Origin of the sequence: Flavobacterium endoglycinae (assembly GCF_017352115.1) — a bacterium.
Taxonomy (GTDB): Bacteria; Bacteroidota; Bacteroidia; order Flavobacteriales; family Flavobacteriaceae; genus Flavobacterium; species Flavobacterium endoglycinae.
In genome coordinates this window covers 1209611-1229058 of record NZ_CP071448.1, presented here as the reverse complement: position 1 = coordinate 1229058, position 19448 = coordinate 1209611, and the positions used below count along the sequence as shown (strand labels likewise).

28 protein-coding genes are annotated in these 19448 nt (G+C 30.0%); 1 reads left to right on the top strand and 27 read right to left on the bottom strand.

All coding sequences use genetic code 11. From position 1 onward, the window contains the following. Positions 1 to 162: 162 nt before the first annotated feature. From J0383_RS05310 to J0383_RS05215, 20 genes are all read right to left on the bottom strand, one after another. Positions 163 to 465, bottom strand: coding sequence for a hypothetical protein (locus tag J0383_RS05310; RefSeq protein ID WP_207297405.1), 303 nt, complete (start codon positions 463 to 465; stop codon positions 163 to 165). Further along, positions 452 to 739 (bottom strand): hypothetical protein, encoded by a 288-nt coding sequence (locus J0383_RS05305; RefSeq protein WP_207297404.1) that lies wholly within the window; start codon positions 737 to 739, stop codon positions 452 to 454. The genes J0383_RS05310 and J0383_RS05305 overlap by 14 nt, the downstream gene beginning before the upstream one ends. A gap of 161 nt (positions 740 to 900) precedes the next feature. After that, positions 901 to 1233, bottom strand: coding sequence for a hypothetical protein (locus tag J0383_RS05300; protein ID WP_207297403.1), 333 nt, complete (start codon positions 1231 to 1233; stop codon positions 901 to 903). Positions 1234 to 1235: 2 nt separating this feature from the next. Beyond that, complete coding sequence (locus J0383_RS05295) at positions 1236 to 1700, bottom strand: hypothetical protein (RefSeq protein ID WP_207297402.1); 465 nt, start codon at positions 1698 to 1700, stop codon at positions 1236 to 1238. Positions 1701 to 1704: 4 nt separating this feature from the next. Next, positions 1705 to 2187, bottom strand: coding sequence for a M15 family metallopeptidase (locus tag J0383_RS05290; protein WP_207297401.1), 483 nt, complete (start codon positions 2185 to 2187; stop codon positions 1705 to 1707). Positions 2188 to 2540: 353 nt separating this feature from the next. Continuing rightward, positions 2541 to 2846 carry a hypothetical protein gene (locus J0383_RS05285; protein WP_207297400.1) on the bottom strand — a complete coding sequence of 102 codons (306 nt, stop codon included), beginning with the start codon at positions 2844 to 2846 and terminating at the stop codon, positions 2541 to 2543. A 12-nt stretch (positions 2847 to 2858) separates the two neighbouring features. After that, positions 2859 to 3311 carry a hypothetical protein gene (locus tag J0383_RS05280; protein ID WP_207297399.1) on the bottom strand — a complete coding sequence of 151 codons (453 nt, stop codon included), beginning with the start codon at positions 3309 to 3311 and terminating at the stop codon, positions 2859 to 2861. A gap of 19 nt (positions 3312 to 3330) precedes the next feature. Then, positions 3331 to 3639 (bottom strand): hypothetical protein, encoded by a 309-nt coding sequence (locus tag J0383_RS05275; RefSeq protein WP_207297398.1) that lies wholly within the window; start codon positions 3637 to 3639, stop codon positions 3331 to 3333. A 20-nt stretch (positions 3640 to 3659) separates the two neighbouring features. Next, on the bottom strand, positions 3660 to 3971 hold the full coding sequence (locus tag J0383_RS05270) for a hypothetical protein (protein ID WP_207297397.1): 312 nt from the start codon (positions 3969 to 3971) through the stop codon (positions 3660 to 3662). A gap of 6 nt (positions 3972 to 3977) precedes the next feature. After that, complete coding sequence (locus J0383_RS05265; protein WP_207297396.1) at positions 3978 to 4217, bottom strand: zincin-like metallopeptidase toxin domain-containing protein; 240 nt, start codon at positions 4215 to 4217, stop codon at positions 3978 to 3980. Further along, the gene (locus J0383_RS05260) at positions 4162 to 4908 is read right to left on the bottom strand and encodes a hypothetical protein (RefSeq protein ID WP_207297395.1); all 747 of its coding nucleotides are present in this window, start codon (positions 4906 to 4908) and stop codon (positions 4162 to 4164) included. The genes J0383_RS05265 and J0383_RS05260 overlap by 56 nt, the downstream gene beginning before the upstream one ends. A 59-nt stretch (positions 4909 to 4967) precedes the next feature. Then, positions 4968 to 5657 carry a hypothetical protein gene (locus tag J0383_RS05255; RefSeq protein ID WP_207297394.1) on the bottom strand — a complete coding sequence of 230 codons (690 nt, stop codon included), beginning with the start codon at positions 5655 to 5657 and terminating at the stop codon, positions 4968 to 4970. A gap of 25 nt (positions 5658 to 5682) precedes the next feature. Continuing rightward, complete coding sequence (locus J0383_RS05250) at positions 5683 to 6204, bottom strand: hypothetical protein (RefSeq protein ID WP_207297393.1); 522 nt, start codon at positions 6202 to 6204, stop codon at positions 5683 to 5685. Continuing rightward, entirely contained in the window at positions 6201 to 6908 is a 708-nt protein-coding gene (locus J0383_RS05245) for a hypothetical protein (protein ID WP_207297392.1), read from the bottom strand. Before J0383_RS05245 ends, J0383_RS05250 begins: the two co-directional genes overlap by 4 nt. Further along, positions 6860 to 7300 (bottom strand): hypothetical protein, encoded by a 441-nt coding sequence (locus J0383_RS05240; RefSeq protein ID WP_207297391.1) that lies wholly within the window; start codon positions 7298 to 7300, stop codon positions 6860 to 6862. Before J0383_RS05240 ends, J0383_RS05245 begins: the two co-directional genes overlap by 49 nt. A 39-nt stretch (positions 7301 to 7339) precedes the next feature. Continuing rightward, on the bottom strand, positions 7340 to 7684 hold the full coding sequence (locus J0383_RS05235; RefSeq protein WP_207297390.1) for a hypothetical protein: 345 nt from the start codon (positions 7682 to 7684) through the stop codon (positions 7340 to 7342). 241 nt (positions 7685 to 7925) lie between these two features. Further along, on the bottom strand, positions 7926 to 8351 hold the full coding sequence (locus J0383_RS05230; protein ID WP_207297389.1) for a hypothetical protein: 426 nt from the start codon (positions 8349 to 8351) through the stop codon (positions 7926 to 7928). Positions 8352 to 8450: 99 nt separating this feature from the next. Continuing rightward, complete coding sequence (locus J0383_RS05225; protein WP_207297388.1) at positions 8451 to 9776, bottom strand: DUF2586 domain-containing protein; 1326 nt, start codon at positions 9774 to 9776, stop codon at positions 8451 to 8453. A 291-nt stretch (positions 9777 to 10067) separates the two neighbouring features. Further along, on the bottom strand, positions 10068 to 10247 hold the full coding sequence (locus J0383_RS05220; protein ID WP_207297387.1) for a hypothetical protein: 180 nt from the start codon (positions 10245 to 10247) through the stop codon (positions 10068 to 10070). 71 nt (positions 10248 to 10318) lie between these two features. Continuing rightward, entirely contained in the window at positions 10319 to 10894 is a 576-nt protein-coding gene (locus J0383_RS05215) for a hypothetical protein (protein ID WP_207297386.1), read from the bottom strand. 281 nt (positions 10895 to 11175) lie between these two features. Between J0383_RS05215 and J0383_RS05210 the strand changes: the two genes are divergently transcribed. Then, positions 11176 to 11979 (top strand): XRE family transcriptional regulator, encoded by an 804-nt coding sequence (locus tag J0383_RS05210; RefSeq protein ID WP_207297385.1) that lies wholly within the window; start codon positions 11176 to 11178, stop codon positions 11977 to 11979. Positions 11980 to 12064: 85 nt separating this feature from the next. Here J0383_RS05210 and J0383_RS05205 read toward each other — a convergent pair whose 3' ends face one another. The 7 genes from J0383_RS05205 to J0383_RS05175 form a co-directional block, all read right to left on the bottom strand. After that, positions 12065 to 12313, bottom strand: a complete 249-nt coding sequence (locus J0383_RS05205) for a hypothetical protein (protein WP_207297384.1) — start codon at positions 12311 to 12313, stop codon at positions 12065 to 12067. A 3-nt stretch (positions 12314 to 12316) separates the two neighbouring features. Then, the gene (locus J0383_RS05200; RefSeq protein ID WP_207297383.1) at positions 12317 to 13162 is read right to left on the bottom strand and encodes a hypothetical protein; all 846 of its coding nucleotides are present in this window, start codon (positions 13160 to 13162) and stop codon (positions 12317 to 12319) included. A gap of 9 nt (positions 13163 to 13171) precedes the next feature. Then, a complete protein-coding gene (locus tag J0383_RS05195) occupies positions 13172 to 14473 on the bottom strand; it encodes a hypothetical protein (RefSeq protein WP_207297382.1) in 1302 nt (433 codons plus the stop codon). Then, positions 14466 to 15023, bottom strand: coding sequence for a DUF6046 domain-containing protein (locus J0383_RS05190; protein ID WP_207297381.1), 558 nt, complete (start codon positions 15021 to 15023; stop codon positions 14466 to 14468). The genes J0383_RS05195 and J0383_RS05190 overlap by 8 nt, the downstream gene beginning before the upstream one ends. A gap of 20 nt (positions 15024 to 15043) precedes the next feature. Then, complete coding sequence (locus J0383_RS05185; RefSeq protein ID WP_207297380.1) at positions 15044 to 15514, bottom strand: hypothetical protein; 471 nt, start codon at positions 15512 to 15514, stop codon at positions 15044 to 15046. Between the two features lie 17 nt (positions 15515 to 15531). After that, on the bottom strand, positions 15532 to 15726 hold the full coding sequence (locus J0383_RS05180) for a hypothetical protein (protein ID WP_207297379.1): 195 nt from the start codon (positions 15724 to 15726) through the stop codon (positions 15532 to 15534). A gap of 440 nt (positions 15727 to 16166) precedes the next feature. Continuing rightward, a complete protein-coding gene (locus J0383_RS05175) occupies positions 16167 to 19358 on the bottom strand; it encodes a hypothetical protein (protein WP_207297378.1) in 3192 nt (1063 codons plus the stop codon). Positions 19359 to 19448: the final 90 nt, after the last annotated feature.

Here is a 19448-nt window from a genome sequence, read left to right as displayed (position 1 = left end):
AGATTAGCCTGTAAGACATGTTTAATATGCTTATAGATAATTGTTTATGTTTTTGGTAAATACTACAGAAACGTAGTTTTTTTAGAGATTTCTAAAAAGAGCAGATTTGAAAGTGGTGTAATTATAAATGAATTTAAATTCGAAGTTTACATTTAAAGATTTTTAGTAAATGATAAAATCGTCCTCGATAATCATATAATCAATTCCTGAGAAATTATCCATTAAAAATTTCTCTTCTTCAGTAAGGGCTGTTGCAGGCTTTAAGTTTCTGGAATTATAATATTCAACAATATCTTTTTTAAAAGCTTCTCTTCCAGTTTTTAGTTCTTTATATACAGAAAGATCTTCTGTAACGTCAAATTGGTCATTGTCTTCTAACAAGTCGAATACTTTTTCAATGCTTCCGTATTCTTGCAGTGATAAATCAAAAATATTTTGATTTTCTTGTGGTTTAGTAGTTTCCATCGATTTTAATGTTTTGTAAATCGTTGACATCTAGTGTTTTTACATGAAATTTGTCATACGATAATTGTTTGTCTATTTCGTTTTCTAATCTTAGTCTGGAAGTTGCATCCGGACTGTTAATGTATTTTTTAATTCCTACTCCAAGAATTGGGAATTCTTTGTAGCTTCCTTTCTGACTCAGGAGTAGAAGTTCAATATTTTGTTGATCTGCATCTTTAATAGCGAAGTCATCGCCTTCAATTAAGAGATCTTCATCAATGATAAAATCTTTCATATATCGTTGCTGTTTGTTAAATGATGTAATAAAAATGGTGTGATTTTTCTTCGGATCTGCGCGCGATATCCTTAGATTTATACTGTAAAATTACGCTTCGATTTTACCTTTACCAAGATTTTAAGGCTTTTGAATCTGTAGTTTCAGTTTAATTTCAAGAACTAATTACGTTTGATAATCAGACTCAAAATGATTTCCAAAATTAATCTTACTATATTGTTTTTCAGTGTGTTGAATTTAATTTTTGATATTCCTGCAGATTGTAAACTTTGAAGCGAAAGCAAATCCAGCTGACTTTTTAATAGCCATTCTAATTCCTGGTCACTGATGTTTTTATGAGTATAAAGAATTGCCCAGCGCTCAAGTTTTTCAGCAGAAGTTTCTAAAAAACTTTTTAACTCTTTTTCTAATTGAGGTTTTAAATCTTTATAACTTTCAGCAATTAGATTCTTTACTTTTTCTTTTATTTCTTGTGTTAGATTATCGTTATTCATTTTCAAGATTTAAGATTAATTACTTCCAAAAGTTGCTGTTTCGATTCCTTGTCTTTATTGATTTCATACTGAATAAGTAAATCGAAAGCATTTAAAATCTGTTTTTTAGATTCATCAATAAAATAAGGAGACAAAACTTCTTTATTTTCCCAATGCTTAAAGAAACCAGCTAAAAGATTTTTTTCTTGATCATTAAGCGCTTGCCACATGGCAAAGGTGATTTCGTTATCGGGTTTGTTTTTTTCATATTCCTGCAGTTTTTCAATTTCCAAAAGCAATGTTTCAACTTCTTGTTTCTGATTTGAGTAAGGGGTAATTGCTTTATCCATAATTTTAGTTGCTTCTACTTTTATTTCGGTTGTTTTTTGATACGAATAAGAATCGAATAAAGTAGTTTTGGTTGAATCGCAAGAGATTGTGATAAAAGAAAAAGCAATTAAAAAAATAATTATTTTAAAATATTTCATAGCATTATTTGTATAAGATTACATAGTTTTTCTTGTCACGTTTTAATCTGCTGAGCAATTTCCAATCGTCGTATCCTTTTTTGTCAAAGTGCGGAAGATCTTTAAAAGTTTTCCAGTCTCCGCCCCAGTTCCAGCCATGTTTTTTGAAAATGTCTACACATTCCTGCCAATCCGAAATTTTGTCATCGTCCCAATCCTTTGCTGTATCCCAAGAAGCTGTTTTTCCGTCGATGATTAAACAGATATCTACTGCAAATCCGTAATTGTGAATAGATTGTCCTCCTTTGGCATTGGTTACTTTTTTTCCTGGTTTGGTTCTGCCAAAAGCGTAAAGATCTTCCTGTTCCTGAAAAGTTCTAAGTCCTTGTGTAATACGAACTTTAGCCCTTCCAGTCAATGCCAAATCGCATTCTTCGATAATTTTGGTAACTTCTTCCCTGACGGAAGGATGAAGCAAATCAATGTGTTTTTTTGTCGTTTGATCCATATTATGTTTATTAATGATTTAAGAATAAAAAGCCTTTCCCAATTGTTTGAAAAGCAATCACGGCAGTAAAACGATGATAAGATTTTGTGCGGTTTTGAGTTTTTATAAAGAAAAAACTCTTTTTTATAATCTCATTTTGAGATTAAAATGGGGTTTTGTTTAGACTGTAAAAATACGCCTAAATGCAATGTTTTTAAAATATTATGGCTTTGTAAAACAGTAGTTTCAGTAGATGTGAAATGACTTTTTTTTGGATTTTTTTATGTTGAAATCGGGAAGTGATGTAAAAAAAAAGAACCCGCTTTTCTAGTTTTGAAAAACGGGTTTATGATTAAGAGGTAAATTATACTTGATTAATGAGAACCATCAACTTCTATATATCCTGCTTTTTTCATTATATAAAGTAACTCTAAAGTTTCTGCATCAAAATAAGCAAAGCAAAACATACCTTCAAATAGTGAAATAATTTCACCTTTTTTATTGTATTCTATTTGGTCTTCAGTATTAAAAGATACTATATATACCTCTTTTTCTTTTCCGTCTCTTAATTTCTCTAATTCTTTATCTCTACATCGCAAACCAAGATCTTTGTCATACGAAAAATTATTCTGTGCCATCCATTTTTTTAAGGACTCAACTACTTGTTGTTTTGGATTCATATAAAAACGTAATTAGTCAATACTCAAATACATTGGTTTGTTCTCATCCAGACATTCTTTAGTAATCAAATAAATATCATTAAAAGCCGTTAGGCGACCATCGGTCACACCTTGGTTCCTTGTATCAACTTTGATTTCTTTATCAAAAACGATTATATTGTAACCGTCTTTTGCAGGTTTTCTGATAGTAAGGATGTGTTTTATTTCTCGTTCAAAAATGTTTTTTATTCCTAAAGTTTCTTCAGTTGTTAGCTCAATATCCATTACGTCATTTTTACTTGCTTTTTCTGGAATGATTTCTTTTAATAAATCTAAAATAACAGGATATTTTAAATCTAGATTTTTATTACTTCCCCAGAATTTATCTATCAGATTGACAGCATGCAACTCTTGGAATGATTTATCTTTGATAGTTATACTGCTTATAAAAATCCATTCTCCATTTCTATATATATGATTCCCCATTTCTTATTCTTTTAAAAATTTAATAAGACCCATCAACTTCTATATAACCTGCTTTTTTATGTATGTAAAGTAGTTCTAATGTTTCTGCATCGAAATAAGCAAAACAGAGCATTCCATCAACAAAAAAATTTATTTCTCCGTTTTCATCATATCCTATTTTGCTCTTAGTACTAAAAGATACGACATAAACTTCCTTTTTCGTTCCATCTCGTAATTCTTTCAATTCTTTGTCCCAACAATTTAGGCCAATACGATCATCATAAGAAATTACGATTGTTTTTGTGAACCAGCTTTTTAAGGTTTCAATTATTTGTTCTTTTGGATTCATATAAAATTTGTTTTTTTAATTTAATATGAACCATCAACTTCAATATAACCTGCTTTTTTGTGTATATAAAGTAATTCTAATGTTTCTGCGTCGAAATATGCAAAACAGTACATTCCTTCAAAAAAAGAAATTACTTCGCCTTGTTCATTATATTCTATATTAGTACTTTTAGTTTTAAAGGATACTACATAAACGTCCTTTGTTTTTCCATCTCTTAATACTGCTGATTCCTTGTCTCCGCAATCCAATCCAATAATGACATCATAAGAAATTATATTTGTTTGTGTAATCCATTTTTTTAATGTTTCAATAATTTGGTCTTTTGGATTCATATATTTTTAGTTAATATTTTTAATATCAATATTTAGCCTTTCACATTTTATAATTACTCTATTCATGTAATCTTGTGCATCTTTTATTTGTGCATCATTAAATTTACTTTTGTTTTTCATAATTTCATCAAATACATATTCTCCTTCTTTATAGTCCAACCAAGAGTTTGTTCCTCCTGTAGGATCTTTCTCAGGATATAATTTTGAAGTATGTGTAGTTTTGATTTGATATAAGCATTTCTCCATTATTATATTTTAAGGAATAAATAACTGTGTTAATCTTTTGATTTTGATAATGGAATTTGATTGTTAATATACCGTCATTAAAGGCAATAGCTTCTTCGGTTAAATATCCGTTTTTATCTGTCGTATACTCGAAACTAGTTATAATAGAATTAGTGGGAATAAATAATGTTATTTTGGACGGATCAAATCTTATATTGAGATTTAGTTTTTTAGATTTGAAAATAGTTTTATCATTTCTGTTTATTTTTTGAAAACTCTCTATAATGGTTATTAACTTTTCAATATCACTTACTTCACTAGAAAGCATAAAAGGATTATCAATTTTTATATTTTTTGTAATTAAAAAATCATTATATAATTCAACATTTGAATAGTAATTGGATGACCAGTCATCTCTCTCATTTTTGTCAGATCCGGAAAAAGCGTAATCAAATTTACCATTCTTATATTCTAGATTAATTTCCTGATACGATTTTCCATTGCTACTAAACTCTTGAGATTTAACCAGTTTTTGAGATTCATCAAAATAATAATTACATATCTTTTTATTATCTATAGTTAAAGTAGTTATAGAATATTTTTTCACTGTAGGTTTTTTGTCTACAGATACAGATTCGTCTTTTTTTACCGCCTTATTACAACTTATGGTTGTTGCTAATATTACGAGAAAGACAAGTTTTTGAATTTTCATAAATTATTTTTTAAAATTATCTAATAATCCAGGTTCGGCTGGGTCATAAGAAAAACAATTTATTTTGATTTCTTTACTTTAAATTCAACTGCAAGCGGACAATCCTTAAATGCTATAAAATAATATTTATCTGAAACTCTTTTTATATAAGAAGATTTTTCAAAATAGTCATTACGTGTACATTCTTGCTTGTCGGTAAATGATTTTGGAATATCAACCAACGTCTTTGTTTTTGTCTTTATGTCATAAATAAATTTTTTATATCCATTATCTTCGTCTGTATACAAAATAAGCTCATTTTTTAAATCGAAATCAAGCTGTATTTTAAAATAGCTATCTGTTAAAACTTCTTGGCCAGAATGTTTATCATAGAGCCAGAAATAATAATTTTTTGTTCCACTATTGCTGTGTAAAGCGAAATAATTTTGAAAATCAATTCCTTCATAATAGAGAATATGATTTTGTGTAAGATCCTCGCTTAGCAAAAATGGTTTTTCAAAATTTTTACTTATAATTTTATAATTTAAAATATCGTTTTTTCCAATTGAATCTTTAGAAGGAAAAATAAATAACTTGTAGTTGTTTTTAAGATAAAAAGTTTGTGGTTTTATTGTATCGCCATGATCATCAAAAAAAACGCTTTTGTTTTGTTTTTTTATTTTTTTTTCTTCCTGCTTATTTGGTTTATTATTATCTGTTCTACAACCGATAAAGCAAATCAATAAAATTATTAAAATTTGGTTTTTCATTTTTAGAATCTGACGCTTCTAGTTGCTATATTGTCAAAAGGTTGTCTATCTTGATTGATGATTTTGATTCTAAAATTTTTGTTTTTAGAACTTTTCCTTTCGTATCGATTTTGAAGCTGAGGTAAATATAAGTACTTCCTACAGTGGTAAATGAAAAGTTATAAAGTTCTATTGCTAGAATAGTATATTTCGTTTTTTTTATAGAAGATATTTTATTTGGAATTAGATTCTTAAATTCTATAATATTAATATCATCAATGCGATGTTTATTTATATTTATTATTGGATTTTGAGAAGTTTTAAATTTAGTTATCATTTCAGGAGTGATAACTTTGTTAATACATTCATTTGTAATTGTATTTTCAGTTTTTAGAATAATTTCGACGTCATTTCCGTACAAATTTTCATGAACATTGATTATGCTTGTTGAATCATTTAAAGGTATTCGACATGATTGAATGCTTTTCTCAATAAATTGAGTTTTTGGATTTTTATGTTGAGTATTTGCAATGCTAAATATGCAAAGAAAAAGAAGTATTATTCTCATAGGTTGCCTGTTGTGCTGTTTTTAAAACTGTATTCCGTTGATTTGTAAATAATTGTAGTCCCAAAATCTCCTTTAAAAATGGATACTGATTCAAATGTTGATTCTTCTAGGGTGCTAGAATTGGACCAGTTTTTAAATGCATTTTTCTTATGATCAGTATTTATAAATAACCATTTTTTCCAATTTTCATTATCATTAATATCTGCTCCTTGCCAACCAATTCCTCCATTAGAATAATCTATGCCGACATATCCATTATTAAGATATTGAATAGCTTTTATAGTATACTCAATAGCTGTTTTCATTTTTGAGTTTTTATTTCTTCCTGTTTCATTTTTATTAAAATCAATAGTTTCATTTAATTCAATATTTAAAAATTGTCTAAATGCTGGATTTCCTTGAGCTCCATAATGAAATGTATGTGCATATGTTTGATCATCCCATTTATTTCTCATTTTAATTAAAGTATTATTTAAAAGCCAATCATTTTGATATTTTTTAACTTTTGAATTGATTAATTGATGGTGATGATTTACAATTATGAATGGTATTCTTTTTATTACATCTATCGAAAAACCTGATTCAGAGTAAGCTAAACCTGCTATTCGAAGAAATACTTCATTTTTTATTTTTAATGGTTCAATATTATTGTAAGTTAAAAAATCTTCTCCATTTTTATTTTTTGCACAGATTTTCCTGTACAAGTATAAACATCCTCTACGCTTCCATCATTTGTTAAATCATTTATTTTTCCTTCAAAAGTTCCATCTTCATTATAAAAATGACCATTAACATATACAATGCGATCTACAAACTTATCCTCTAAGGAATTAAAGTTTTTTTGTTTAGAATCATTTATATAATTTAAATAACGAATATCGCTATTTAATATTACTTCTCCAAGCTTGTTATTAGCGTATTTTTTATTAAGGTCTATGTTTTTTTTATAAGACGCTTTAATAAATTTTTCCATCTCATTAGCATTCCTGTCATCCTCAATCTGCTGTCGCCAAATGTTGAGCATAATTTGTCTAAACCTAGCCATTTCAGAAGCGCTGGTGTCATTTAGTTCGATGTTATGGTTTTTAATAATCATGATTTTGGGTTTTACAGAAAGGGATAAAAAGATGCTTTTTTAAAGAATTTCTACTTTTACAGGTTTTGGCTGAATATGATCTGAAAATGCTGTAGTGATGTTAAGGCGTAAATCGTCTTCTTGTTCGATTTTACCGTCACCGCCTAGATAACAATTTTTGAAAAGAACTTCAAGTGCTTTAAATTCGTCCATTTTTGAAGCTTGCAATACAGCAGAACGAATGCTGATGTCTGGTTTTTTGAAATAAGCAAAAAGGGTAGTATCATCGTCATCTTTGATAGTGAGTTTGACTACTTTTTTATGTTTGTATTTCCACTGGTTGAATTGTGCTTGGGTTATATTTCCGTCAAGAACTTCGGTTTTCTCTGATGTTATTTTTTTCATGTTGAAAAGGATTTTTATTAGAAAAAAGCTGCCTGAGCTGTATTTCAGGACGAAATGCTCAAGGCAGCCTTCTGAAGAAAGTAAACAGTTTAAAACGGACTGCCAGAAGAGCATGTAAAATAGTTGCTTGCAAAAATCATGTTGAGTTGAACTTCTTTTTTGCGTAACGCGATAAGATTGGTTTCCTCTTTGGAGCCGGTTTTAAAACTGTTTTATGGTTTAAGGAAGTGGTTTTAGCAGATTAGTTCCACTCAATGTGAGAACAGATTAAATCGAAAAAAACAGCAATTTTAGTGTCTCCCTGGCCGATTCCTCTACTGTTTGAGTTGAATTCGCAATTTCTCACTGTATGCGTAATTACTTCATTGCTATCATCTAAATAACTTACAATAATACTGAAAGGGTTGATGTCTTGTAATCTCTGTCCTTTTGGTAAAGCGGCTAAAATAGCTTCAACCTCATAATTGTATAAAGTGATCGAAGCTTTTGCCTCGTATTTTCCTCTACCCCTGTGAACAGGCATGTCGCCGGCTCCGTAATGGTTTTCTTTAGAAACTGAATCACTGTAGTTTACGGCTGTAATACCAGTAACAATATTACCTGCAATACTTACTTCGATAGATGACCAGCTGTGTTGTTGTCCGTTAATTAATGGCAATTTATTCATAGTGTGCTTTTATTTGTTTGAATGTTTGATATAACGCTCAGCAGCTATCATATCATAATATTGTTTAATATTAAAAAGTAGAAAATGTAATTTTTGAAATTACGCTTGATTAATTCCAAAAGGGTTTTTGAATCCTAAATCGACCATAATTTTACGAGCTGTTCCAACTGGAGTAATTTCAGCTTTTACTTTTAATTCAGAAGTTGCCAGAATATTTTGTTTAGGATCTACATAAACATCAAATGAAGATACTTCCTGATTAGCAACCATTCCCTCTAAAGCATTTCTGCATAAATCTTCGAAGCTTTTAGAAACAGATTGAGGTAATTTGCCATCAATATCAACCAGAACAGGAGAAGCTAATTTTGGTAATAAAGCAGTGCGTAATAAGCGGGTTGCTTTGTTTACAGTACGGTTGTTTTCGATGTAAGCGAAGTCTGAAGTTCCTGCTGTACAAGTATGGCTGTCGTTAAAATAAACTCCAGCTAAACCAGTGTGAGTTTGTGTAAAAATGTATCTTTTCTCGTTTAGTGTTCTTAAATCTCCAAGTGATTTAATTTCTTTTCCGCCTACAAAACCTGGCTTTGCAAAACCGTTACCAGTAAGGTTAAATTTTTCGATCCAAGCTATGTTTTCAGAAACTTTTGCTTTAGATAAAGCGCCTAGAGCTAATCCAACTGCCGCAGTGTTTTTGTATGAGTCTTTGAATACAAATTCAAGAACAATTGAGCCATTCTTTTTTAGACCGCCAGCATTTTTTACATTGTAAACACCTGTAGAACTTTGTGAAGTTACGAGTTCCTCGTCTGGTGCTAAAGTGTATGCTTTATTAGTGTCTTTTTGAATTAATTTTTGCTCAAACGCTTTTTCAGCATCTATAGCAACTACGACAGATACGTTTGAACTTGTCCCTACTAATGATGGCGAAGTAGCTTCTGTTGCGGTATCAAAACCTTTTCCTTCTAAAATGATTTCAAATGGCATGTAATCAACGTATGCAAGATCTGCTTGTTCTTGTGCAGTATTTACTGCCGCTTTTGTTTGAGCAAATGTGGTGGCTTTTGAGCAAATAATTGCCATTTGACGAATATTTCCATTCGCTTTTTCCTGCATATCCATTGCTTTTTGTACAGTTTCAGCGTAAGTTGCCGCGTCAACAAGCATAACATACAAATCTCCAGAAGGATTCATTCTAAAAAACTGCTGAATTTGGTAATAAGCAGATTGTCCGTTAATATCATAGTTTTCTGTAATGCCCAGAGTTTCGGCATCTTCTAATGAAGCTAAACGTTCGATTTTGTTAAATTTTAAGTCTGAAGTTTCTTCTCCAGTAAAAAGCAATCCTGAAACCATATCCTGTTCAGGATTTCTTCTTCCTAATCCGCCTGATAACTTGTTAATTACTACATCGTTTAATGTACTCATAATATAAATTGTTTTAAATGTTTAAAAATATGTTTTGGTTTTGCTGAAAATGAGCAAAAAAGTGACTTGAACAAGTAGTAAAACGTGTTCGCGTATGTAGCTAAAAATGAGATTGTGATTCTTAATCCAAAACCCTGGATTGTTAGTTTTGAATCTTTTAAAATATGCGGTTCTTTAGTTCAATTTTACCTTCGGCCGAGCGGTAATTATATTTTGTTACGGGAACAAATTTAAGATTCGATGTTTCTCTTTCCAATTTTTTGAAGTGACAAAGCCTGTAGTTTCAATACTTTAGGCTTTAGCTTCTGTGTTGAGTCCTTCGTTTATTATTGTATAAATAGTGCGTTCTGTAAGGAACAAAGTATCTGAAAGTTCTGCAACTACAACTTTCATTTGTTTGGCTTGATTACTGTTAATATAGTTCATAACGTAATCTCTCCTTTTGTCTAATAATGTTCTGCTTCTTTTCATGATTTCAAGTTTTGAATATATGCTTTTTTTATTTTAATGGTGTTGTAAAGTTGTGCTGCAGTTCTTTCAGATCAGGGATTGGTGCTTAAATCAACATTTCCCTCAACTTGATTTGGATTTATTCCAATTATTCCTGAAGTCAAATTGTATCCAAGTTCTTCTAATTCTTCATTACTTAATCCGTTATTGAAAAGGATGTATTTCTTCTTTAGAGTGTTTTCAATCAAAGTTGTTTTGTATGTAATCTCCCAAATGAAATAATCGTTTTTATTCCAATAATCATACTCATTATTATATTGTTTTTCTTTAACTTTAAAAGTAGAATTAGTGTCAATAAATGCATTGCTGCTGTTCGCTAATAAGATAGATTTGTCGATACGCTGAGCAATATCAAATACTTCTTCGTAATTTGATGAAAGAATAGTTCCAATTGGCATTACAACATAAATACAAAAAGAAACATCGGCTTTATAATTTTTTTCTGAAGAGGTTTCCCAAGATATGTTGTCATACTTAAACATAATTATCGGGTTTTCTATAGTTGTTTTAAAAATACTATCACTGTATAAATGAACTGTTAATGCTTCAGAATTAAATTCTGTTTGAATAGCATTTTTCTTTTCGGTATAAAATTGTTTTAAAATCATATGTTGGATTATTTTTAAGCAAATTTAAAACATATGTTTTAATTTAGCAAACATATTACAGTTAAATACGCAATAGTTTCAGTAATATGATTTAACGTGCTGATTTATAATATGTAGTAAAAAACACATTTTTATAGTTAAAAAATCATTGATTTTCAATTAATTATAAAATTATTATGAAAAAGTGTGGTTATATCGCACATATTATGTAGTTTTGCAACATATACTTGAAGTTTAGCTTTAAGTAAAACATATTACACAATGTAAAAACGAGTTGCAAAATGGAAATACATGATAAAATAAGACGTATTATAGAGGAAATGAAGTTAAATAATAATTCATTTGCAAAGTTAATTGGAGTTACAAGCACAACCATAGATAGTATCACGATTGGAAGATTACAAGCCGATGGAGAAAGAAAGAGAACCAAACCAGGTTTTGATCTTCTTCAAAGTATTATTACACATTGTCATGTAAACCCAGAATATTTTTTTGGAAACAGTGAAGATATTTTTGCAAGTAATAAGTCTAGTAATGCTGTTAGCCTGCATATACCAAAAGTTATAACCGTAAATGAAGAAGGAGATGAAAACATTAATTTTGTGGGAGTAAAAGCCCGAGCAGGATATTTAGATGGCTACGCTGATCCAGAGTATATGGAAAGTCTTCCTTCGTTTAGTATGCCTATGCTTAAGAATGGTACTTACAGATGTTTTGAAATCAAAGGAAATTCGATGTCAACTACAATACATGACGGCGATTATCTTTTCGGGAAATATGTAGATAATTTTGATGATATTCTTGACGGAAGAATTTATGTAATTGTCAGCAAAAATGATGGAGTAGTGGTAAAGAGGGTTTTAAACAGAATCAGAGAAAGTGGAAAACTAATTCTAAAATCAGATAACCGAGACGGAAATTACCCAATGTACTCTATTTATGCCGAAGATATTCTGGAAGTTTGGTACGCTAGTATGTATGCTTCGAGACAAATGCCAGATCCAATCAATGTTTATGAAAAACTTCATGCTCTTGAAAGTAAATATTTTGAATTGGAAGAGGCTTTAAAAAAGAAGTTGAATTAATATTTCTAATTTATAAAAATTTTAAAATAAAAATACCTCTTGAAGTTCAATATCAAGAGGTATTTTTACGATTTGTAGAAACGAATTATGAAATGTTTCCTGTTCCTGTTCCTGTTTGCGCTGATGCACTTCCGGTTGTTGTTACTGTAGTAGTTACAGTACCAGATTTTACAAATTCTTCAATAGCTTTTGCGAGTGCTTTTGCCGTGTCTTTTCTCGCTTTTTTTGATTTAGTTGAATTGTCTGAGCTGCTATCTGTATCAACTGTTATTTTTGAGCTCTCTTCAAATGCAGCTAAAATTGCATCTTCTAATAAAGGTGTTGCTAATGCCATTCTTTAAGTTTTTAATAAATTTTTTAAATTGGATTTGATTGTAATTAGATTTCCTACATTAGGTCCAACCCCCTGAACCACTACAATATTTGAAATTTCTGTTATAAGATTTTCTAATTCAGTTAATAAGTTTTTACCTCCAGCATTAATTTTAAATTTATCATCTATTTCAAAATTTAAATCGTCTTTTTTAAAGGAAATTTTAGCATCAGAAATAAAAGTTTCAAAACCATCTTTTATAGTAACTTTTGTCTCTTTATCTTTTAAACTGAAAATTGTGCTATCTTGATTAATGCTAATTTTTTGTTCATTAATATTGAAAGTATTTTTTGAAATTTCTTTTCCGTTTTCATCATAGAAAGAAGCGCTAATATTTTGATTTTTTCCAGAGAATTCTATTTGAGCAAGGTTTTTATAAGAAGGTTTTTCAATTGTTGTTTCAGTTTCTCCCCCCTCTTTTTCTTTAAATAACATTTGAAATCTATTAGAATCAATATCAATTTCGAAATATTGATTGTTATCGTTTTTGAAACGAACAAATGTGCGTTCAATTTCCGAAAACTGCGAAATAAACGCTCTCGTTTCAACTCCATCAATAATAGAAGCCAAAACCCAACTATCTTTTTTTGGAATGGTAATAATTCCTTGTTCTAAATCCTGAATAGAAGCTTTTAGGCGCACATTTTTAATAATGGCGCCGTCAGCTCGCATAATGTTTACAGTGTAAGCATCTTCGGGATTATGAAGAGATTCTTCTTCTTTATTTATTTCGATGACTTTTGCCGCAAAAGTTTCAATATTATGATTACTGCTGGCGACATTTTTTATTAAATCTTTTATATTTCCCATTTTCTTTTTCTAAACTGATTCGACTCTTCTTCCTAAATAAATTTTTTGTCTATAACCGTTTTCGCCATAACTGCGTTCTACTTTTTCGACTTGAAAAGTTCCGTTTTTTTCTTTGTCTTTTGCATTCTCAAGAATTACTTTATCTGTCGGACGCACAAAAGGTTCTCCAAAAGTCAAAATATATCCTTCAAATCCGTTTGGCTTTGATTGCATTGCCCTTAAGGCTCCATACTGATACAATTCTGAGGCGATTTCTGTTGTTGTTTTTTCAAATAATGCAGGATCTTTGGGTAAATTTTCAGTATCGCTGTGTAAAACGTGTGTTTTTAAAAGTTGCCCATTAGGATCTCCTAATTCGATAAAAACGGGAGTATTTGAATTTTTAAAATATTTTTCAACTCTAACTCGGATATTTTTGCTTGATTCGTTGACTACTACTAATTTATCTTCTATAATGTTATGACGGAATCTGAAATTAACTTTTCCAGAAAAACCTCCAGAAATAGACTGAACAACTTTATTTAATTGTGAGCCAAGAAGATTAAGGCCTTCATTAATAAGTTTTTTGACCAATGTTCCAGCGAGTGGGCTTTTGATAAAATTGCGATCAATAAAACTTGATAATTCGTTAGGAGTGTGCTGTTGCGGATTATTGGTAATGGTAAGAACTGGGCCGGTTATTTCCATCTTAAAGTAAGTGTAAATTCCTTTATCTTTCAGCATTTCGAATACTTGAGCTAAACTATGATTTCTGCTCACAACAATATTTCCTAAGTTTTCGTTGAGAGCATTTACTTTAAAAGGCAGTTTTAGTTCTTTGATTCTTTTTTCAAAGAAAGTTTTAGGATTAAAACTATCCACATTTGTTGCGGGATTAACAGCCACAATATTAAGATTATCCTTTTTATCCTGAACATTATTATCTTTTACAGCTTTTACTTTTTTAAAAGCATACATAGCATCTTCGCAAGTTATTACTGCATTAGTGTCTGATTGAACTCCTGTAATATAACCTCTAAAAGCGGGTTTGTAATCGCCATCATAGCCTAAAAAAATCTCGATATAATTTTCAAGTTTAAAGAAATCATGAATTGTTTTTTCTTCTCCGCTGGCATTCACAAACAGACTTTGATCAAATCCTTTTGTATCCGTATATACTTTTTGAGGCATTATGATGGTGGCAGTATCGGTAAGCGATTTATATGAACTGTTTATGTTAACATTTTTTACATAATTGAATTCATAAAATTTAGGAGTTGGTATAAGGCGTACAGTCTCATAAACTTTAATTTTGGCATTGAGTTTAAACATTGTTTCTGATAATTAGTTCGACGGTTTCATCTGATGTGGCACTGGCTGTAAATTTTTGAATATTTTTTGTTCCAGAAATAGACGGAATAGAATAAGAATCAATGACTAATTCGTAAATACCAAATCGGTTTAAAATAGCATGTGTTACTCTTAGAGAATAAGGGGCATTGAGAAATTGTTTCAATAAAAAAAGCTTTTCTTTTGGATATTCATCTCCGGTTTCATTAGCAATAAGTCCTTCGATAGAAATGCTAAAATCGCCATTTGTAATATGTTCTTTGATGGTTGAATCTCTTCCTTCAACACCTTCTTTTTTAATAATTTTAGAACGGCTCAGATTTACTGTAACTGCGTCAACTCTTAGACTAGGTAAATTAAGATTGTTTTTTACAAGAGGTTCGAAAACTAAAGGCGCAAAAACCCTAAGGTTAAATTCGCCTCCAGTTTTATCAATGATAAAATCTTTAGATTCTGATTCGTTATAATTAATACCACTGTATTGAATGTCTTTAGATTCTAAAATTTCGTTTACATTAAAATTGAATTTCATAATGATTTTATTTTTTATTTTTAGTTTGAAAATGTTTTAGCAAAGGCAGTAATCATAATGTTTTCCATTCTGTTATCATTGTGTTTTTGCAGCCAGAGTGCTTCCTCAAGAAGCTTGTAAAATTCATCCATAGGAAGTTTGTATGGATCTACCTGAAAAGCATATCGAATAAGGGCCGCTGATTTTTTGAATTCGTCTTTTTGCGGAGTTGCATTAATTGTAAATTCACTGTCTTTTTTGATTACTTCGATGATTGAGTTTCCTGCAGCAAGCATGAACTCATCATTATAATTTTCTTTCTCAAGTAAACATTCTTTAAATAAAAATAGAATCGCTTCATGTGGATTGTCTTTATATAAATTTTGATAATTTAGATAGATGTTAAAAGTTGGTTTTTTACAATAAACGGTGATTAACTGATCATCAGAAGTAAGTTTTAAAATTTCACCGTATTTTTCTTTTAGATTTTGGATGGATTTTTCGTCTGTCATTTTTTGTTTTTAATAGATTAAATACAGCTGTCTTTACTTTCTTTTTTTATGATTTCGGATAGACTTTCACTTTTATCAGCTGTTGTTGATGTTGTGATATTAAAGCTTTCAATAAAAATGTTTCCTCCAGATTGTGATTCTAGTGGATTTTTAAAGTTGCTCATGTCAGGTATTTTAGGGATTTCTCCTAAATCTTTTGATGTATAATCCATGATTGATAATTGTTTAGTTATTAAGTGATTGTTGAAGATGTTTTTTATGCAGCTGAAGCTCTGACTTTCAAAAAATATTTTAAAAGTGAATTGCGTTTCATATGTTTTTTGAGAATTCTAATAGATCAATTAGAGTATGTAAAAGTAGGGTATGGCAAGCTGAAAAAAGAATAATTAAAGCTTGGTTTTCAGTAGTTTCAGTAGAAATTAAATATGTTTAGTTTATTCGTGAAGCCAGATAAAATGTAAACAAAATAATATTAGAAAGCATTAATTTTATACTCAAAAAGAAAAGCCAATACATTTTATTTTGTATTGACTTTTCAATTTTATTTAATACTTATTTAAATTGTTGATAGATTGATTAACATCAATTCTACTGATTCTTTTTGATACTAAAATAATTAAAGAACTATTCCGATTCTAATATTCAAAAGAGATTATATTACCGCCGCAACTGACTGAGAAACCCATCCTGAAGTAGTTTTTGTATATATTTTTCCACCAGAGGCAATATTCAAACAATGAACCGAATCTCCTTTTTTTGCTTGTACATAATTAGTGTTTAAATCGGCTGCACTTAAATCAGTTGTTGTAGGATTATCAAAAACTTCTAAAAGATCATCTAATGTTGCTAATGTATAATTACCATTTGGTTTATCTGATGGAAAATTAAATGAACCAACAGATGTCCTAAAAAATATAACATTAGCATTTACATGAAATTCTTCAGCTACAAATAAATCAAAATTTCCTGATCCATTAGAAATATAATTTATTCCAAAATTTAAACCCTGGCCTCCAGAAAAGTTGCCAATATTAATAGAAGGTGTATTTATTTGACTTGTTGCGATTAATTCAGTAGCCTTCAAAGTGCCATAAGCTTTTAAATTACCTTTTACTAATAAATAATCATCTGTATCTTGTAAAAGATTAACGTTGTAAGAGGCTTCGCTATTTCTAAAAGAAATTCCTTTATCTCTTACTTCATTTCCATTATCTATAACTGATTGTAAATTTTGAGTGTCTCCAGTGCTAGAAATAGTAATATTTCCGTTAGGATCAGCAAATTGACCATTTATTGAAATCGGATAAATTCTTGTATTATTAGCCTCAACTCTTTCAATTTTATAATTATGAATAGTAATGTTAGAAGTACCATAACCGCCAACTTTTAATTTTTCAGTAATGGCGTATATTTCAGATTTAGCATTGAGCTTCATATTAAAGTCGTAACCTTCAGGTTTTTCTGTATTCTCAGGTTTGTCCATAATAATTTGTACTCCATTTTCACAAGCAGTAATGTATGTTTCTAATGAAGAACGAATTTCCATTATATTATCAGAAAATATGTTCATTGGATTATTTATTTCACCTGTTCTTCTGTTTTTGATAATATCAACATATACATCGTTGTAAAAATCAGAATAACCGTTTACGACATTTAACCCCCCGTTTTGAATTACCGTTTTACCAGTAGAACCGCCACCAGCTAAAACAATTTCGCTACTGCCTCCATTTAATCTAAATTGAGAATCAGTGATATCAATACTGCTTCCATTTCCACCTCTTAAAGTTATCCCTTTACTATATGATGATATTTGTAACGGACTGTTGCTATAGTTGTTCCAATAATGACCATTTTGTGAGATTCTAAAGCCTCCAGAACCTCCTGCGCCTACATCAAATGTACCGCTAGGATTAGCGTTAATATATAAACCGTTATTAATATTAATAGTCACATCAGATTGATTGCCTAAGCTAATAGGTTTATTTACAAATCCAATCGAACCAGCCTCTAAAACTTCTTGTAAATTAGATTTTTGACTATCTTTAATAATTTGTAACACTTCTTGTACACTTGGATGAGAAGTATCTTTTATAATATTTCCTAACTCATCAACTGTAAGAACGGGCTGACTTTTTAAAGTTAAGCTTCCAGCTTTTGTTCCAAAAGGCATTGCAAAATAGTATGAGCCATTTGTCTGATTGATATCAAAATTATATGGTGTCTTTTCGAAACCTTCACCAATAAAAATTCGATTATCAATAAAATCTCCTGAATATGTTTCTTTAACTAAATAATGTTTCTCATCAGTCCAATCTTGAAATAAATATTCTAGATGACCGTCAATGTCTTTTACATCAGTAATTATTCCCATTTCATATTCATTGACACTGTATACGTATACTCCATCGAATTCATATATTGCAGTAGTAATTATCGCATTTTGTCTGTCGGTCCCTCCAATAATAGCAATTTTACCATCAGATCTAAGAATCATTTTTGCAACACCTAAACCAACATTTCCATCTGTTCTGGTAATTTCTTCTGTACCAGCTGTAATTTTTAGAAGTGATGAATTTAAGTCACTTGTTGCTAATATAAGATTATCCTCGCTATCGCAAACACCTCTATAAACACCTTTATCAGGATAATTAACAGTATCACTAATTATTGTAACTAATCCGTCAATTGTAACTTTTACAACTTTGGCGCCCAATTCGCCTGTGATAAAATACATGTTTCCTTGTGTATCGACCGTTATATCTTTGTATAATTGACCATCATAAGATGCAATTTGTTCTTGTCCCGATTCTGGAGACCACTTATAGATCCTTGTTTCCCTAACATTGTCAGTATAATAAGTTTTTGCTGATATTAATTTATCTGGAATCATAGGATTAATAAATACAAGATTTCCCTCAATATTCAATAAGGTAACCTTTCCATATTGATTAATTTCAATGACGTTTCCGTTGTCATATTGCTGGCCGGTATACATACTTTTGGTTAAAGGAAAATAAACCATTCCTTGCAAATATTGTGATCCTATTGAATACTCTGTTGTTATATATTCAACGGATTCATTTCTAAGTTGTTGAAGCCTCAATCCTGAAGTATCGGCTAATCCTGTATCAATGTTTAAAATTCCATCAACGCGACTCATAATACTAATTTCTACATTGTCACCAGAATCATTAAACACTGGAACAAAATTTGGTGTTCCAGAAACTGAACCCCCAGAAACTTCAATATTTCCTGCTAAATCTGCAAACTGCCCATTTACTGATAATGGTAGATAAGTTGGCAAACTTCGGCCTAACCTAGGAAAGTTTATACGTACCCCGCCGTTATCTGTTGAGAATCCGATGGCATCATCTTGATAAGTTACCATAGTTTTATTTCCAATACCTCCGCTAGTGTTTTCGATTTTCATTGCATTTGCATAAAGAGTATTTTTAACCTTTACGGTTTTGTTTTCAATAATATTGAAGTATGGATTTACGGTATGTATTACACTTGCTGATTCAATGTTTTCTCCTCCTGCATAAAATTGAACACTTTGTGGAGATGCATTTCCTTCAGTAAGAACCTGGTCTAAATTCTGTAATTCACCTTCTTTAATAATAATATTTCCAGAACCTATAATAGATTCTCCATTAATGGTTTTAAAATCAGATTCTTCTGTTTTAGAATCCAGTAATTCTTGGATTCCTTCAATATCATTAACTGGGATTTTTTCATATTTATGTCTAAAAGAATCCCAAGTATCCCAAAATTGTTGCTGTGTTGGTTTTAAGCTGGTTTTAAACCAATTTTTTATTGTATTTAATGTTTGTATAGCCATGATTTATTATCTAATTGAATTATTGTTTTTAGAATTCGTTTTTACATTTTGATGTAAACTAAATAGACTTTTCAAATGGCTTTTGTCGGG

Excerpts from the sequence above, each read along its gene's own strand:
- J0383_RS05300 (WP_207297403.1), bottom strand. The coding sequence starts at position 1,233 with ATGAATAACGATAATCTAACACAAGAAATAAAAGAAAAAGTAAAGAAT.
- J0383_RS05295 (WP_207297402.1), bottom strand. The coding sequence starts at position 1,700 with ATGAAATATTTTAAAATAATTATTTTTTTAATTGCTTTTTCTTTTATC.
- J0383_RS05290 (WP_207297401.1), bottom strand. The coding sequence starts at position 2,187 with ATGGATCAAACGACAAAAAAACACATTGATTTGCTTCATCCTTCCGTC.
- J0383_RS05175 (WP_207297378.1), bottom strand. The coding sequence starts at position 19,358 with ATGGCTATACAAACATTAAATACAATAAAAAATTGGTTTAAAACCAGC.
- J0383_RS05255 (WP_207297394.1), bottom strand. The coding sequence starts at position 5,657 with ATGAAAAACCAAATTTTAATAATTTTATTGATTTGCTTTATCGGTTGT.
- J0383_RS05260 (WP_207297395.1), bottom strand. The coding sequence starts at position 4,908 with ATGAAAATTCAAAAACTTGTCTTTCTCGTAATATTAGCAACAACCATA.
- J0383_RS05230 (WP_207297389.1), bottom strand. The coding sequence starts at position 8,351 with ATGAATAAATTGCCATTAATTAACGGACAACAACACAGCTGGTCATCT.
- J0383_RS05235 (WP_207297390.1), bottom strand. The coding sequence starts at position 7,684 with ATGAAAAAAATAACATCAGAGAAAACCGAAGTTCTTGACGGAAATATA.
- J0383_RS05225 (WP_207297388.1), bottom strand. The coding sequence starts at position 9,776 with ATGAGTACATTAAACGATGTAGTAATTAACAAGTTATCAGGCGGATTA.
- J0383_RS05275 (WP_207297398.1), bottom strand. The coding sequence starts at position 3,639 with ATGAATCCAAAAGAACAAATAATTGAAACCTTAAAAAGCTGGTTCACA.
- J0383_RS05205 (WP_207297384.1), bottom strand. The coding sequence starts at position 12,313 with ATGGCATTAGCAACACCTTTATTAGAAGATGCAATTTTAGCTGCATTT.
- J0383_RS05270 (WP_207297397.1), bottom strand. The coding sequence starts at position 3,971 with ATGAATCCAAAAGACCAAATTATTGAAACATTAAAAAAATGGATTACA.
- J0383_RS05265 (WP_207297396.1), bottom strand. The coding sequence starts at position 4,217 with ATGGAGAAATGCTTATATCAAATCAAAACTACACATACTTCAAAATTA.
- J0383_RS05180 (WP_207297379.1), bottom strand. The coding sequence starts at position 15,726 with ATGGATTATACATCAAAAGATTTAGGAGAAATCCCTAAAATACCTGAC.
- J0383_RS05210 (WP_207297385.1), top strand. The coding sequence starts at position 11,176 with ATGGAAATACATGATAAAATAAGACGTATTATAGAGGAAATGAAGTTA.
- J0383_RS05200 (WP_207297383.1), bottom strand. The coding sequence starts at position 13,162 with ATGGGAAATATAAAAGATTTAATAAAAAATGTCGCCAGCAGTAATCAT.
- J0383_RS05240 (WP_207297391.1), bottom strand. The coding sequence starts at position 7,300 with ATGATTATTAAAAACCATAACATCGAACTAAATGACACCAGCGCTTCT.
- J0383_RS05220 (WP_207297387.1), bottom strand. The coding sequence starts at position 10,247 with ATGAAAAGAAGCAGAACATTATTAGACAAAAGGAGAGATTACGTTATG.
- J0383_RS05310 (WP_207297405.1), bottom strand. The coding sequence starts at position 465 with ATGGAAACTACTAAACCACAAGAAAATCAAAATATTTTTGATTTATCA.
- J0383_RS05305 (WP_207297404.1), bottom strand. The coding sequence starts at position 739 with ATGAAAGATTTTATCATTGATGAAGATCTCTTAATTGAAGGCGATGAC.
- J0383_RS05215 (WP_207297386.1), bottom strand. The coding sequence starts at position 10,894 with ATGATTTTAAAACAATTTTATACCGAAAAGAAAAATGCTATTCAAACA.
- J0383_RS05185 (WP_207297380.1), bottom strand. The coding sequence starts at position 15,514 with ATGACAGACGAAAAATCCATCCAAAATCTAAAAGAAAAATACGGTGAA.
- J0383_RS05285 (WP_207297400.1), bottom strand. The coding sequence starts at position 2,846 with ATGAATCCAAAACAACAAGTAGTTGAGTCCTTAAAAAAATGGATGGCA.
- J0383_RS05250 (WP_207297393.1), bottom strand. The coding sequence starts at position 6,204 with ATGAGAATAATACTTCTTTTTCTTTGCATATTTAGCATTGCAAATACT.
- J0383_RS05280 (WP_207297399.1), bottom strand. The coding sequence starts at position 3,311 with ATGGGGAATCATATATATAGAAATGGAGAATGGATTTTTATAAGCAGT.
- J0383_RS05195 (WP_207297382.1), bottom strand. The coding sequence starts at position 14,473 with ATGTTTAAACTCAATGCCAAAATTAAAGTTTATGAGACTGTACGCCTT.
- J0383_RS05190 (WP_207297381.1), bottom strand. The coding sequence starts at position 15,023 with ATGAAATTCAATTTTAATGTAAACGAAATTTTAGAATCTAAAGACATT.